Below are 13174 nucleotides of genomic sequence, written 5' to 3'. Positions count from 1 at the left end.
AATGAAAAAGCTTGGACTTGTGATTTATTTAATGGCAGGAGCAGCCCTGGTGGTATCAGGCTTTGCCACAGCGGAAAGAGGGCTTAAACAAAACAATAAGGCGCAGCTGGAAAAAGTGGCCAGGGATTATGAAGAGATCGGAAATATGGGTTTTGACGGCTTTTGTCCCCTGGATTATAAAATAGCTTTTTCCGATGGAGAGAATGAAGTAGTAGTGCGCTATAACGATGGCGACTACGAAACCTACAATAGAGAGGCTGTATACGGGGGGGCTCGTTGGCAGTGTGTATCAGGACGGGGATGAGTTCCAGGTGGTGGTTCCGGAATACGACACCTGGGCTTACATATCAGCTGTCAGCGGGCAGCAGCTCTCATATGTAATATGGCATGAGAGCTTCCACGCCTATCAGAACACCTTTTTTAACGTGCTGGAGAACGCAGGAGAGGGGATTTTGCCGGAAACTGAGCTGGCAGCCCAGATGGATAACGATCCTGAGCTCAAAAAATCTTTCACAAGGAAACTGGAAAAATTATATGAGGCAATAAATGCAGAGAACACTGGCGATATCAGGAGAATTGCTATAGAATATATTGATATAGTTGGGGAAAGAGACGACATGCTCAGCGAAAGCCAGAAAAAATCTGAGGCTTTCTATGAGATGCTCGAAGGATCCGCTTATTATGTGGAAGCGGGAGTTGCTCTCTGCGAGAACGGCCGTGAAGCCTACGAAAAAGAGTATCTTGAGAACATCGCAAAATACGCTGACGGCAATGCCAAGTACTATCATCTCGGAATGCTGGAGTGCATGCTGCTGGACAAGCTCAACCCCGACTGGAAGACTTCCTACAGTTTTGACAGAGCTCTGGAGGAGGTTATTGCAGAAAATGTAAATAACTAAACTATCAGATTGGGGAAAAAATGGATTACACAATACTTGCCGCGGATGATGAAAAGGAGATACTGGATTCACTGGAACTTTTTTTGAACAAAGAGGGAATAAAGCTCCTGAAGGCCGATAACGGAATATCGGCCCTGGAGCTGTTTAAGGCCGAGCATCCGCACATGATGCTTCTGGATGTTATGATGCCCGGCATAGACGGCTTTTCCGTTCTTAGGAAGGTTCGCGAGTTCAGCCACGTTCCGGCAATTATGCTCACCGCCAAGACCCAGGACTACGACAAGATCCTTGGGCTGGAGCTGGGAGCAGATGATTATATATTAAAGCCCTTTAATCCCCTGGAGGTTGTGGCCAGAGTTAAGGCTCAGCTTCGAAGGAGCTACGATTATCATGAGGAAAAATCCAAGGTCTGCAGAGCTTTTGGAATCGAGCTTGATATGGTAGCCAGGTCGGTATCCAAGGATGGGGAAGCCCTGTCCTTAACCGGCACCGAATACAGGATTCTGGAACTTCTTATGTCCCATCCGGGGCACATTTTTACCAAACAGCAGATATGCGAATACGTGTGGGAGGGAGAAGATATGGCCGATGACAGCACGATCATGGTCCATATCAGCAACCTCAGAAATAAGATAAAAAGTGACGACGACACAGTGATGATCAGGACCGTCAAAGGCCTTGGTTATAAATTCGAAAAGGACAAAAGTAAATGACAAGGGAAAAAAGAAAACGCAAGAGAAGTATCTTCTCCAGACTGGTGACCAGCTTCGTGGTGTTCCTTGCAGGAACGCTGCTCATATATCTGGCCATAGTTGTGGCTTATCTTATTTATCTGGGTAACGGCAGCATAGAAAACGCATCTCCCCAGACCCTGGTCAGAAATGACGGAACAATCAACGACCTGGAGGTCTTAAACCGGGTCGGCGGCTGGGTGGAGGAACTGGACGAGAACGGCAACGTGATAAACGTCATCGGGGAGAAAAGGACCGATAAAAACGTCTACAGTGTCGCAGAGATGGCTGAGCTTGTGGACATCGGCTATGTGGACTACAACAATAACGGAGTTGTTGTCACCCGCAGAGACCCCGGGGACAAGCGCTATTACTCAGCCTGCGCCAGATTCGCAGGGGACCCCAGGCACACCTTTCTCGTTTTTTACCCCTCCGATATGGTGACCTACAAGGCTACCTACATGCTGACCAATGGCACAAATGGCGGCGCCAACGGCATTTTTATCATGTTTCTTGTGGTATTCATTGCAGAGGTGGTGGCCATCAGCTTTTACCTGAAAAAGCACATCGACAAGCCTCTGAAGCTCCTTATGGCAGGCATGGACGAGGTTAGCGAGGGAAAAAGGGATGTGGTGATAGATTACAGCACCGACAGAGAGTTTGAGAACATCCGGGACCGCTTTAATCTTATGGCAAAAAAGCTCAAGGAGAGCGAAGAAGCAAAGCACAGGGTGGAGCAGAGCAGAAACCAGATGCTGCTGGAGCTGGCCCACGATATCAAGAACCCCATAGCTTCTATAAAGGGAAGTATCTGTGCCCTTGAAGAGGGCCTTGTGGGGGAGGAGAAAAGACCTGAATACTACAGAACGATCCGCATGAAGTCAGAGAGGATCTGTACTCTTATTGATGACATGAATACCAGTCTCAAGATGGAGAGCGATGATTACAAGCTAAGTCCGGAGAACACCGATGTTTGCGAGCTTATACGCAGGATCTGCGTGGAATTCTATGAGGACCTTACAGAGGGGGGCAGGGATTTCGATATAGATATTCCCGATGAGCCCATATTTACTGAGGTTGATCCGCAGCTTTTTGTCAGAGTCATCCATAATCTGCTGTCCAATGCAGGAAAATACAATGTCACAGGCCGGAACATAGGGATTAAGGTCTCCCGGGATGAAGACCGTATTCTGGTGGAGGTTTCCGATGATGGGGAGCCCATAGCAGAGGAGTTCATCCCAAGGCTCTTTGAGGCCTTTGCAAGGGGCGACAAGACAAGGAAAACCGACGGCGGGACAGGCCTTGGCCTTGCCATATCCCGTAAGATTATGGAGAAACACGGCGGAACCCTGGATTATCGCAGAGCCGATGAATTAAATGTTTTTTCCGTAGCACTGTCCTGATCATTCAGGGCGCTTATAGTTCCTTATGGTTTCCCGAATGCGCGCCGCAGGCTTGGTGAGGGCTTGCATGGAACTGTGGTGATTAAGGGTATCTATTATGGCGGCCATATATTGATTCATGTTGACGCCGTAGTAGTACTTCTTTTCGAGAAGCTCAGGCTTTTGATATATCAGGTTGGTGGTAAAGATCCTGTCGAAGAGCCCTTCTTCGTAGGCTATATCCAGCTTATCGAATCCACTGGAGAAAAGACCGAAGGTGGCAAAGATGAAGATTCTCTTTGCGCCGCGGTCTTTTATTTGTTTGCACACATCAATAATGCTTCCTCCGGAAGCTATCATATCGTCAACAACAATGGCATCGAGGCCCTGAAGGTCACCGCCGCAAAAATCATGGGCTATTATGGGATTGGTGCCGTCAACAATGTTCGCATAATCTCTTCTTTTATAGAACATCCCGATATTTACCCCGAATACCGAGGCAAAAAATACTACTCGCTCAGTGGCACCTTCGTCCGGGGCAATGAACATAAGGTGTTCAGGACCTATCTTTATATCTTCATATTCCGTCAAAAGAGCCTGAGTAAACTGAAGGGCGGGAGAGATGTTTTCTATGCCGTTTAAGGGAAGCACGTTCTGCATTCTTGGGTCATGGGCATCAAAAGTAACGATGTTGTCCACACCGAGAAATTGCAGCTCGTTGAGCATTACTGCGCAGTCCAGGGATTCTCGGGCTGTTTTGCGATGCTGCCTGCTTTCATATAAAAAAGGCATTATCACGGTAATCCGTTTTGCTTTACCGTTGCAGGCTGCGATGACGCGCTTTAGGTCCTGATAGTGATCATCCGGGGACATTCTGTTAAGCTCGCCGTCCATCTTGTATTTCAGTGAATTGTTGCAGACATCCACAATGATATAGATATCCTTGTTGCGGACAGACTGCTTGATTACGGCCTTTGCCTCGCCGCTTGCAAATCTTGGACATTGAACGTCTATAAGAAAATTGTCTTGATGACGCCAGCCGCATAATATCTGATTTATTCTCTTTGCTTTATCTATATAAGATTCCAGTGAAATGATTCCTAAATTACTATCGCTGCTCATAGTAAACCCTCCGCTTTAATTTTAACAAAATTATTTATTTTTAACAAAAGAAATATGCGAAATATGGTAAACTTAATATGGACAGAAGTGCGAGAAACCCAGAATAAATGCAGATTTTGGGAGGTGAGCATATGATATCATTAGCTTTATCATTGGCAGTTCTTATTTTAGGATATTCGTTCTATGGAAGGCTTGTGGAGAAGGTTTTCGGACCGGATGACAGGAAGACCCCTGCCTATACAAGGCAGGACGGCGTGGATTTCATGCCCATGCCCACCTGGAAGGCCTTTCTGGTGCAGCTTCTTAATATTGCAGGCACCGGGCCTATTTTCGGAGCCATTATGGGAGCCTGCTTTGGTCCTGTGGTGTTCTTATGGATCATATTTGGAGCAGTGCTGGGCGGTGGTGTTCATGACTATATGTCCGGAATGATCTCCGAAAGGCATGATGGAGCATCCATTGCACAGCTAAGCGGAATATATCTGGGTTCAGGAGCCAAATGGATCATGAGACTCTTTTCAGTGGTCCTTCTGGTGCTTACAGGTACAGTTTTTGTGACTTCGCCGGCAGCCCTTCTTACAAAGCTTACCCCCGGGGCCTTAGGCATGACCTTCTGGATCGTTGTTATCCTTATTTACTATATTCTGGCAACCCTTCTTCCAATAGATAAGATCATTGGAAGATTTTATCCCATATTCGGAGTGGTTCTCATCACTATGGCAGTGGGCATCGTGGTGGGAATCCTAAAGGGCGGCTATACAATACCTGAGATTACCTTTGAGAACCTTCATCCCAAGAACCTGCCCATATGGCCCTTTATGTTCATAACCGTGGCCTGCGGCGCCATTTCAGGTTTTCACGCTACACAGTCCCCGCTCATAGCTAAGTGCATCCAGTCTGAGAAGCTGGGAAGAAAGGTGTTCTACGGAGCAATGCTGTCAGAGTCCGTAATAGCCCTTATCTGGGCAGCAGGCGGAGTGGCATTTTACGGCGCCACCGGCGGACTTTCCCAGGCTATCGGTGAACTTGGCCAGGCAGGAGTTGTATATGAGATCTCAACAGGAGTACTGGGGCCCATAGGAGCGGTCCTTGCCATAGTTGGCGTTGTGGCCTGTCCCATCACCTCAGGAGACACCGCTTTTCGTTCCGCAAGGCTAATCCTTGCTGAGATAACAGGACTTGATCAAAAGCACATCCGCAATCGTCTTATCATCACCTTGCCCCTGCTGGCGATAGGCGCCTTCCTTACTCAGCAGGATTTCGACGTACTCTGGAGATATTTTTCCTGGAGCAATCAGACCCTGGCAATGATATCCCTGTGGGTAGCCACTGCATATCTTCTGAAGAAGGTAGAAAATAAGCTTTATAGCCTTGTGACAGCTCTGCCCGCCACCTTTATGACCGCGGTCAGCGTGACCTATATCCTTATGGCAGGCGAGGGCTTTGGCATATCAGGAACAATAGCATATCCCATAGGAATTGCTGCAGCTGCGGCATTATTCTGTTTTTACATTTTCAAAAGCAGGAGAGCGTAAAGGAACATGAAGAGAAAGATACTTATCATAAACACCGGAGGAACCTTGTCTTCGGTCATGAAGGAAAACGGCCTTGCGCCGGGGCTTAATACCCACGACATGGAAAAAGAGCTTCATATCGTCTCCGGGGACACCTCTCTGGAAATTGAGGATTTCTGCGCCCTTGACAGTGCTAACATATTTCCCGAGGACTGGAGCCTTCTGGCCCGCAGGATAAGTGAGCTAAGGAATTCCTATGACGGAATCGTTGTGATCCACGGAACGGACACCCTGGCCTATACTTCATCCATGCTGTCTTTTATGTTGCAGAATGTAAATATTCCGGTGGTGATAACAGGCTCACAGCTCTCAATAAAGGACCCAATAGCCGATGCCATGGAGAACTGCCGGTGCGCCATTCATATGGCAGCCAGCGGAATACCCGGTGTCTTTGTGGCTTTTAACAGAAAAGTCATGCTGGGCTGCAGGGCATCCAAGGTCAGATCCATGAGTTTTGATGCCTTCGAGAGCATAAATTACCCCTATGTGGCCCAAATAAGCTCCCTGGGCATGAGCATTGATGAAAAGGCGGTTCCTGCCAGAAACGGTGTCTTTCACCTGGCAGATTCCTATTCCACCAAGGTCTGCATGATAAGGATGTTTCCGGGAATCCACAGGAGTTTACTGGAATCCCTGGCGGAGCAGGGATACAAGGGAATCTATATCGAAGCCTACGGAATCGGCGGAATGCCTTTTGTTAAGCATGATTTTATCGGCACAGTCGAGAAGCTTATCAATCAGGGAATAACCATAGTTGTGGGGACCCAGTGCCCCTACGAAGGTTCCAAGATGGACGTCTACGAAACCGGCAGAAGAGCCCTGGAAATTGGAGTTTTGCAGGCCCACGACATGACCGGCGAGGCTGCCCTCACCAAGCTCATGTGGATCCTTGGAATGACGGAGAACCTTTCCGAGATACGGGATTATTATTCCATAAATATTGCAGGAGAGATGAGAGTATGACACTTTATTTGATGAGATGATGATAGAGGAAAGCTATGGAAAAGTATAAGATGCTGGTAATATCTGATTCACACGGTTATTCAGAGCTTGCACGTAAAGCAATAGAAAAAGAAAAGCCTTTTGATATGCTTATCCACTGCGGAGATCTGGAAGGTACCATTTCTTCTATAACAGGTGAAGGACCGACTTATGATGTAAAGGTGGTCAGAGGAAACTGCGATAATGGAAATAGCCTTCCTATTGATGAAGAGTTTAAGGCTGGCTTTTTCAAGGTATGGGTAAACCACGGCAATAAGTACAATGTAAAGTATGAGAACAAGCTTAATACGCTGATTGCCGCAGCAAAATCAAGGTGCGCGGATGTTGTTTTCTTTGGACATAGTCATTATGCTGAGGTGCTAAGAGACGATGCGACTGGAATAGTCTGCATCAACCCTGGATGCATTGGAAATCCCAAAATGAGCGGCAACAAAAGTACATATGCAGTTGTAACTGTGACGGATGACTATGAGATTATTCCGGAGATAAAAGAGATAGGAAATTAATTATGATAAAAGATGACTTTGAGGAAAATAAGTTAGTCGGGGGCTGATGATGAAAATAATACAAGATATACGTATTTATAGAAGTGACATAGAGAATATTTCCGGGAATTCTACGCCGAGTGATTTCTATAATCCTAAAATGAGCGCTAAGTTATGTGCTATTTTTAATCGCATCACAATGAAGCTTCGTGAAAAGGGCTTCTCTATGGGAGATTTCCATCATCTATACATAAATCTAACAACCTGTAATGTTGTTGGAGGGATGTCTTTAGCAAATAGAGATATAGATAAATATCATCCTTGGTACAGATATTATGACGTTGAAGTGACAGACGAGTTTTATGATAAGCTTTTGACGGATGACTGCATCTTGGAAGCAATGGAACAAGGTGAGAACATGACAATGCTTTTCAAAGAGAAAGCTGGTTCAAAGTATAAAGCGCGAGTTTATCTGAGATATTTGGAAAATGGCAACTATTACCCACTGATCAGGATTTTTGATTTGGATGATAACTTTGTTTTTGAAAAGAATCTGCCTGAAACCAGCACGCTGGATATGATTGGAGAGTTGCTGGTTGGCTCTAAAAAAGTAACTATTAAGCCTAGAAAGAATTATTATGCTGCGGATCTTGAACCAATTATTATTTCATGTTCAGAGTAAAGGAGCTCTATGATACTTGTTACGGGCCCCAACGGTTTTGTTGGTCATAAGATAATGGAAGTATGCGAAGATGTCATTCCATGCCCATCGCTTAGGAATGCATCTGAGGAAGATATAAAGAGAATAGTAGAAGAAAGTGGTGCTGACACCATTATTCATACTGCTGCAATTTCGGATATTTCAGCTTGCATTGCAGATCCTGATGCCTCTTATCATGCAAATGTCATGATTCCGCTTTATCTTGCCAAGGCTGCATTGACTACAGGACCGGCAGCAATAAGCTTTCAGAGAGGGCAACCATTGTTCCTGATTCAGCACCTCAAACCACTTCAGACGTCACCTAAATAATAAACACGAAATCCAAGAAGTTTCACTATCAGACCTGCAAGAGTGTCGAGTCCATGAGTGAAAAGAACAAGAAATACAGCACAAAAACAAGGCAGGAGCTTATCGCAGATGGGTATGATCTCTGCGGGAACTGCAAACCATGACATAAGAAATATGGTTCAAGCGATTAGTAAAATATTACTTAAAATATTGCTTAACACAATGAGTGGTGTTAGAATAAGATTGAAAGCGAGGTATTGATATGGCAGTAATTAGCCCTGTTTCAGATCTTAGAAATTATAATACGGTGCTGGAAAAGGTTGAATATGGTTCTCCAGTATATCTTACAGTAAATGGTCGAGGAAAATACACTATTAGAGATATAGAAGAAGATGAAGAAATAGAAAAGACTAAGGCGATGCTTCGTCTTATGTGTGAGCTTAATAAGGGACGCCGTTCCGGAGAGGAAGAGGGATATGTTCCGGCAGCTGATGTCAGGGCACACTTCCGTAACAGACAGAAATGATCACTTATGATATTGACTACTCACCAGAAGCCATAAGAGATATGGATACCATTTTTGATGATGTTCTTATGGTATCGTGTGATCTTGATATAACACACAGATATCTTGATGATTTACAGGATAAGATTGAATCGATGGTGGGGCATCCCAAAACAGGAACACCTCTGTATTATGAGGATTTGTTTACAGGATATTATTCTGTAAGGTTTAAAGAGTACCTGGCATTTTACAGACTTGAAGGAACCATGATGTATGTAGATAGAGTCCTTCAGAGGAAGCGTGATTATATGTCAATTCTGTTTGGACGCGATAAGGATGAAGAATGAACTACCCTCACCGACTCTGCGTCGGAAAGGGTTTCTGTTATGCCGCTTTGCGGCATGAACCTTCAGTCTGCCTATGGCATCCTGAAGAACAGGGCATGTCCACTATGCCCCTCGTATTGTGTTACCTTTGGGAATACTTTTCTCAAGATATTTGCAGCCCCGTTTATGTCTGCATTTGTGAGTGTTCCATCGTAGTGTCTGTAGAGTCCTCTTTTTATCCTTCTTCCTGAAAAAGAGTATTCTTTATTCTTCCCTTTTTCATACATGGGAATCGGATCCATGGCAAGAAAATCCGCCTTCGAAGTATAGCTCTCCTCGGTCAGGGCAAATCTTAGTCCATATTCAGCAAGCTTATAGCAGAGCATATCTGCAAATATCAGCATTCCGGGATCTATTGCCATCTGTAAGTGGTAAACTATTTTCCATAATCCGGACAGGTTATTTTTTGCGTTTTCTGGAGGCATATTTTTGATACAATAGAATATAAATTGCTTCCGCTAAAAAACACAGCTGGAGGGGTGACCGCCTATGATATATGCAAAACCTACTGAGAATCTGACCGGTATTTGCCTTGAGGGAGAATACCTGGATTTTTATGAGCTTGTTGAGAGCATTTATAATATCACAGGTCTAGATGACAATTATGACGATTCATATTGGGGCGTAAAAAACAGGCTTTTAGGCGTCTGCTATGATATCCGTCATGCCTATATGGGTGATAGAGAAGTTCTGTTTGTAGATAATGACGTTACTGAAGAAAAAGAAGAATGGCACAATATGGTTCTGCCTAAGCAGAATGTGCATTACAGCGTGAACATTCTTTTCCCGGAAGCCGTCTTTGTTGCTGTTTCTGTTGGCGAAATGTTCCCTTATTGCAGGAAGTATTATGAAATGGACGACGAGGACGGATTATTCCACAGAGATATTGGTCTTCAGGACTATATTCACGATAAAAACTATATCAATATGCTTTCTGGGGTTATTCTTAAAGCACTTGGGGATGTGATTGGTAACGATGGCTTTAAATCTGTATATAAAGAAATTGAAAGATCATCTTATTATAGTTTCGAAAGCCGATATTGGAATTATGTGACTTACTATGTAGACAAGTGCAATCTTGAATATCTGAAGACACCGGTTGAAAAGCGCAAAGATAAGCTCCGCAACATAGCAAAGCGTCTGGTCAAGCCACCTCAGAGTTATTTCAACCTAAAAGACGATTTTGAGTATTCTGCTAAGATGCAACATTGTAGTATCTACGAACTCGTCGCACCGGAATATGAAAAATACCCGGATGAAATTATCTGGTGATGGAGGCCTATGGAATCTAGAATACAAGAACTAAAAGATCATTATAAACTTGAAAAGCATCCAGAGGGAGGCTGGTTTAACGAATGCTACTCCTCAAGTGCGTCCCTTTCAGAAAGAGCTTTTGCAGGAAGCATATATTTTTTGCTGGAAAAAGATGAGATTTCTCACTTCCACCAGATAGATTGCGAGGAAATCTGGTATTACCATGAAGGCTGTGGCATGAATATCACAGTCATTACTGACGATGGTCAAAAAGAATTATTGCTTGGTAGCGACATCACAATAGGCGAGGAAGTGATGGTTGCCATTCCCAAAGGCGCCATTTTTGCCGCAGAAAACCTCGATAGCAACAGCTACACCTTTGTATCTTGTATGACCACACCGAAGTTTTCCTATAATGGCTTCAAACTCATTGGAAAAAAAGAGCTGCGAGCTTTGTATCCTGGTGTTTCTGATGATACATTGCGGCTGGCGTATGATTAAAAGAAATGTGCTCCTGCACGAGGGGGTCTTGAATAGACCGAGTGCAGGAGCTTTTCTTATGATTGTGAGACTTATTCCCGAAATCTCACATGAAGGTGAATTAATGGTATCATTATTACGATGAAATATATATTAAAATGCAGTTAAATATGTTCCAAGAATCCCAAAAGAGGTATGCGTAGCATGAAACTATTAGAAGAGATCATTGCAAATGAAGGCAGGGTTTATCCTGGGAACATCCTTAAAGTGGACAGCTTCCTGAATCATCAGATCGACGTGGATCTCATGGATCGGATGGGAAATGAGTTTTACCAGTACTTCAAGGATAGGGGTATTACCAAGGTTCTAACTATTGAGGCTTCCGGCATAGCTGTTGCCTGCTCCGTAGCGAGGTACTTTGAGGTTCCGGTTCTTTTTGCCAAAAAATCCAAGAGTCTCAACATCGGTGATGACGTTTATGTTTCACGGATAAGCTCCTATACCTATGGAACAGATTACGATGTAACCGTGTCCAGGAGATATCTGGGAAGCTCAGACACTGTTCTTCTTATAGATGACTTTTTGGCAATTGGAAATGCAATGAAGGGCCTCATTGAGATATGCTCTCAGGCCAATGCCTCCATTGCCGGTATTGGCATATGTATAGAAAAAGGCTTCCAGTCTGGAAGCGCGGATTTACGCAAGATGGGATATGATGTGAAATCCCTGGCTATCATTGACAGCATGTCGGAGGACGGGGGAATTACGTTCAGATCGGAGGTTTCTTATGATTAAGAGCATCCAAGCATACATTAAAAGGAAAAAACGTCAGAAAAAACTTAAGGAGATCAGAAATACTCTGATAATCTCTGGTGGAGCCCTCGCTATTCTGACTGTTCTTGTGACACTTAAGATTCTTAAGAGAAAGGCAAAGAAGAAAATCAAAGCCAAGATCAAAGAAACGGTTAAGGGTAAGATAGAAGAAAGAAATAAAAGGGACTATGATGAAGAATAATGAACTGCTTTTTCCATACAGTATCAGAGATGTACATATAAGCGATCCTTTTATTTTAGCAGATGATAAGACTCACCTTTATTACACCTATATCCAGTTTGCTGATACCGAAAGATTCCCGGATGCAAAAGCAGATACGCCATGTTTTTACGTGCTCAAATCACCGGATCTTTTTAACTGGTCAGAACCAAAGGTGTGCTTTGAAAAAGGCACCTTCTGGGCGGATAAGGATTATTGGGCTCCAGAGTGTCATATCTGGAAGGACAAATATTATATCATCTCTTCATTTCGGGCTGATGGAAAATACAGAGGATGTCAGTGCCTGGTTTCTGACAGCCCCGAGGGACCCTTTGAGCCTGTTGGCGAAGGCCCTGTTACTCCGAAAGGCTGGCAGTGCCTGGATGGGACTCTTTTTATAGATGATGAAGGAAGTCCCTGGCTGGTCTTTTGCCATGAGTGGATGCAGGTCTATGACGGACAGATATGTGTTATTAAGCTTAGTGATGATCTGTCAAAAGCGATATCAGAACCGGAAATTCTGTTTAGGGCATCAGATGCTCTCTGGCGTGGGAATGCAGCTGCTGATGGAGGCCTTATCACTGATGGGCCATTTTTGTATAGAATGCAAACGGGCACACTTATCATGTTATGGTCCAGTTTTTCCGAAAGAGGCGGATATACCGTGGGATATGCAAGATCTGCTAGCGGAACTGTCCACGGCCCATGGATTCAGGAAGAGATTCCTTTGTACGCTTTGGATGGTGGTCATGCCATGCTCTTTAAGGCCTTTAATGGCAGGCTTATGATGTCTCTTCACTGTCCTAACATCCATGAAAAGAAGAGGATGCTACTTTTTGAGATGGAAGAAATAGGCGATAAGCTTGCTGTTGTGAATGAGATTACGGGAAATTGGTATAACGGCGCAGGGGGGAGTGCCAAGAACTGGCGCTATGATGTTCCCTGCACAGAAGAATTAGGAAGGAAAAAATTATAAGTGGGACTTAATGAAATAAGCAAATTCATAGTCCTGATCCTTAGGCATAAGCCTGAAACTATCGGGATTACGCTGGATGAGCATGGCTGGGCTAATGTAGATGATCTGATAGCGGGTATCTCAAAAGAATATGATTTTAACATGGAGATGCTTGAAGAGATCGTAGCTACAGATAATAAGCAGCGGTACTCTTTTAACGAGGATAAGACTCTTATCAGGGCGAACCAGGGGCATTCGATACCTGTGGACGTAGAGCTTGAAAAGGCAGCTCCGCCGGACATTTTATATCACGGAACATGGTTAACCTCAGTGCATTTCTATATGTATCGGGTATTT

Annotated in this window: 18 protein-coding genes and 1 pseudogene; 17 read left to right on the top strand and 2 right to left on the bottom strand. The window is 44.3% G+C overall.

Features of this window, described 5'->3' with window-relative positions; all coding sequences use genetic code 11:
• Position 1: 1 nt before the first annotated feature.
• From T359_RS0118055 to T359_RS0118040, 4 genes are read left to right on the top strand one after another with little or no spacing between them, the layout of a single operon-like run.
• Positions 2-304: a hypothetical protein gene (locus T359_RS0118055; protein ID WP_026518601.1), complete on the top strand. Its 303-nt coding sequence runs from the start codon at positions 2-4 to the stop codon at positions 302-304.
• Complete coding sequence (locus tag T359_RS0118050) at positions 285-899, top strand: hypothetical protein (RefSeq protein ID WP_026518600.1); 615 nt, start codon at positions 285-287, stop codon at positions 897-899. The genes T359_RS0118055 and T359_RS0118050 overlap by 20 nt, the downstream gene beginning before the upstream one ends.
• Before the next feature lie 20 nt (positions 900-919).
• Positions 920-1612 (top strand): response regulator transcription factor, encoded by a 693-nt coding sequence (locus T359_RS0118045; RefSeq protein ID WP_026518599.1) that lies wholly within the window; start codon positions 920-922, stop codon positions 1610-1612.
• On the top strand, positions 1609-3033 hold the full coding sequence (locus T359_RS0118040; RefSeq protein WP_026518598.1) for a HAMP domain-containing sensor histidine kinase: 1425 nt from the start codon (positions 1609-1611) through the stop codon (positions 3031-3033). Before T359_RS0118045 ends, T359_RS0118040 begins: the two co-directional genes overlap by 4 nt.
• Here T359_RS0118040 and T359_RS0118035 read toward each other — a convergent pair whose 3' ends face one another.
• The gene (locus T359_RS0118035; RefSeq protein WP_026518597.1) at positions 3034-4134 is read right to left on the bottom strand and encodes a ribose-phosphate pyrophosphokinase; all 1101 of its coding nucleotides are present in this window, start codon (positions 4132-4134) and stop codon (positions 3034-3036) included.
• Between the two features lie 131 nt (positions 4135-4265).
• Between T359_RS0118035 and T359_RS0118030 the strand changes: the two genes are divergently transcribed.
• The 7 genes from T359_RS0118030 to T359_RS0117995 all read left to right on the top strand — a co-directional run bounded on the left by T359_RS0118030 (position 4266) and on the right by T359_RS0117995 (position 9056).
• Positions 4266-5669 carry a carbon starvation CstA family protein gene (locus tag T359_RS0118030; RefSeq protein WP_026518596.1) on the top strand — a complete coding sequence of 468 codons (1404 nt, stop codon included), beginning with the start codon at positions 4266-4268 and terminating at the stop codon, positions 5667-5669.
• 6 nt (positions 5670-5675) lie between these two features.
• Positions 5676-6671 carry an asparaginase gene (locus tag T359_RS0118025; protein WP_026518595.1) on the top strand — a complete coding sequence of 332 codons (996 nt, stop codon included), beginning with the start codon at positions 5676-5678 and terminating at the stop codon, positions 6669-6671.
• 35 nt (positions 6672-6706) lie between these two features.
• A complete protein-coding gene (locus tag T359_RS0118020; RefSeq protein WP_026518594.1) occupies positions 6707-7216 on the top strand; it encodes a metallophosphoesterase family protein in 510 nt (169 codons plus the stop codon).
• A 49-nt stretch (positions 7217-7265) separates the two neighbouring features.
• Entirely contained in the window at positions 7266-7877 is a 612-nt protein-coding gene (locus T359_RS0118015; protein ID WP_026518593.1) for a hypothetical protein, read from the top strand.
• Between the two features lie 9 nt (positions 7878-7886).
• Entirely contained in the window at positions 7887-8225 is a 339-nt protein-coding gene (locus tag T359_RS0118010) for an NAD-dependent epimerase/dehydratase family protein (RefSeq protein WP_026518592.1), read from the top strand.
• Between the two features lie 241 nt (positions 8226-8466).
• Positions 8467-8730 (top strand): type II toxin-antitoxin system prevent-host-death family antitoxin, encoded by a 264-nt coding sequence (locus tag T359_RS0118000; RefSeq protein WP_026492994.1) that lies wholly within the window; start codon positions 8467-8469, stop codon positions 8728-8730.
• Entirely contained in the window at positions 8727-9056 is a 330-nt protein-coding gene (locus T359_RS0117995; protein ID WP_026518591.1) for a type II toxin-antitoxin system RelE/ParE family toxin, read from the top strand. The genes T359_RS0118000 and T359_RS0117995 overlap by 4 nt, the downstream gene beginning before the upstream one ends.
• A 71-nt stretch (positions 9057-9127) precedes the next feature.
• On the opposite strand, the gene T359_RS21040 is transcribed toward T359_RS0117995, so the two are convergent.
• A complete protein-coding gene (locus tag T359_RS21040) occupies positions 9128-9520 on the bottom strand; it encodes a zinc ribbon domain-containing protein (RefSeq protein ID WP_051545599.1) in 393 nt (130 codons plus the stop codon).
• A 64-nt stretch (positions 9521-9584) separates the two neighbouring features.
• Here T359_RS21040 and T359_RS0117985 point away from each other — a divergent pair, with 64 nt between their 5' ends.
• The 6 genes and pseudogenes from T359_RS0117985 to T359_RS21030 all read left to right on the top strand — a co-directional run.
• Positions 9585-10367 carry a DUF6904 family protein gene (locus T359_RS0117985; RefSeq protein WP_026518590.1) on the top strand — a complete coding sequence of 261 codons (783 nt, stop codon included), beginning with the start codon at positions 9585-9587 and terminating at the stop codon, positions 10365-10367.
• Between the two features lie 9 nt (positions 10368-10376).
• The gene (locus T359_RS0117980) at positions 10377-10850 is read left to right on the top strand and encodes a cupin domain-containing protein (protein ID WP_026518589.1); all 474 of its coding nucleotides are present in this window, start codon (positions 10377-10379) and stop codon (positions 10848-10850) included.
• 183 nt (positions 10851-11033) lie between these two features.
• Positions 11034-11624, top strand: coding sequence for a xanthine phosphoribosyltransferase (locus T359_RS0117975; RefSeq protein ID WP_026518588.1), 591 nt, complete (start codon positions 11034-11036; stop codon positions 11622-11624).
• Positions 11617-11844 (top strand): hypothetical protein, encoded by a 228-nt coding sequence (locus T359_RS0117970; protein WP_026518587.1) that lies wholly within the window; start codon positions 11617-11619, stop codon positions 11842-11844. The genes T359_RS0117975 and T359_RS0117970 overlap by 8 nt, the downstream gene beginning before the upstream one ends.
• Positions 11831-12838 (top strand): glycoside hydrolase family 43 protein, encoded by a 1008-nt coding sequence (locus tag T359_RS21035; RefSeq protein ID WP_081795662.1) that lies wholly within the window; start codon positions 11831-11833, stop codon positions 12836-12838. The genes T359_RS0117970 and T359_RS21035 overlap by 14 nt, the downstream gene beginning before the upstream one ends.
• Positions 12839-13135: pseudogene (locus T359_RS21030) on the top strand (RNA 2'-phosphotransferase); the annotation flags it as partial. It abuts the gene before it with no gap.
• Positions 13136-13174: the final 39 nt, after the last annotated feature.

The organism is Butyrivibrio sp. MC2021 (genome assembly GCF_000621605.1).
Lineage (GTDB): Bacteria > Bacillota > Clostridia > Lachnospirales > Lachnospiraceae > Butyrivibrio.
This window is presented reverse-complemented; position numbering and strand designations above follow the sequence as displayed.

Excerpts from the sequence above, each read along its gene's own strand:
- T359_RS0117980 (WP_026518589.1), top strand. The coding sequence starts at position 10,377 with ATGGAATCTAGAATACAAGAACTAAAAGATCATTATAAACTTGAAAAG.
- T359_RS0118000 (WP_026492994.1), top strand. The coding sequence starts at position 8,467 with ATGGCAGTAATTAGCCCTGTTTCAGATCTTAGAAATTATAATACGGTG.
- T359_RS0117995 (WP_026518591.1), top strand. The coding sequence starts at position 8,727 with ATGATCACTTATGATATTGACTACTCACCAGAAGCCATAAGAGATATG.
- T359_RS0118015 (WP_026518593.1), top strand. The coding sequence starts at position 7,266 with ATGAAAATAATACAAGATATACGTATTTATAGAAGTGACATAGAGAAT.
- T359_RS0117970 (WP_026518587.1), top strand. The coding sequence starts at position 11,617 with ATGATTAAGAGCATCCAAGCATACATTAAAAGGAAAAAACGTCAGAAA.
- T359_RS0117985 (WP_026518590.1), top strand. The coding sequence starts at position 9,585 with ATGATATATGCAAAACCTACTGAGAATCTGACCGGTATTTGCCTTGAG.
- T359_RS21040 (WP_051545599.1), bottom strand. The coding sequence starts at position 9,520 with ATGCCTCCAGAAAACGCAAAAAATAACCTGTCCGGATTATGGAAAATA.
- T359_RS21035 (WP_081795662.1), top strand. The coding sequence starts at position 11,831 with ATGATGAAGAATAATGAACTGCTTTTTCCATACAGTATCAGAGATGTA.
- T359_RS0118020 (WP_026518594.1), top strand. The coding sequence starts at position 6,707 with ATGGAAAAGTATAAGATGCTGGTAATATCTGATTCACACGGTTATTCA.
- T359_RS0118035 (WP_026518597.1), bottom strand. The coding sequence starts at position 4,134 with ATGAGCAGCGATAGTAATTTAGGAATCATTTCACTGGAATCTTATATA.
- T359_RS0118040 (WP_026518598.1), top strand. The coding sequence starts at position 1,609 with ATGACAAGGGAAAAAAGAAAACGCAAGAGAAGTATCTTCTCCAGACTG.
- T359_RS0118045 (WP_026518599.1), top strand. The coding sequence starts at position 920 with ATGGATTACACAATACTTGCCGCGGATGATGAAAAGGAGATACTGGAT.
- T359_RS0118010 (WP_026518592.1), top strand. The coding sequence starts at position 7,887 with ATGATACTTGTTACGGGCCCCAACGGTTTTGTTGGTCATAAGATAATG.
- T359_RS0118025 (WP_026518595.1), top strand. The coding sequence starts at position 5,676 with ATGAAGAGAAAGATACTTATCATAAACACCGGAGGAACCTTGTCTTCG.
- T359_RS0118055 (WP_026518601.1), top strand. The coding sequence starts at position 2 with ATGAAAAAGCTTGGACTTGTGATTTATTTAATGGCAGGAGCAGCCCTG.
- T359_RS0118030 (WP_026518596.1), top strand. The coding sequence starts at position 4,266 with ATGATATCATTAGCTTTATCATTGGCAGTTCTTATTTTAGGATATTCG.
- T359_RS0117975 (WP_026518588.1), top strand. The coding sequence starts at position 11,034 with ATGAAACTATTAGAAGAGATCATTGCAAATGAAGGCAGGGTTTATCCT.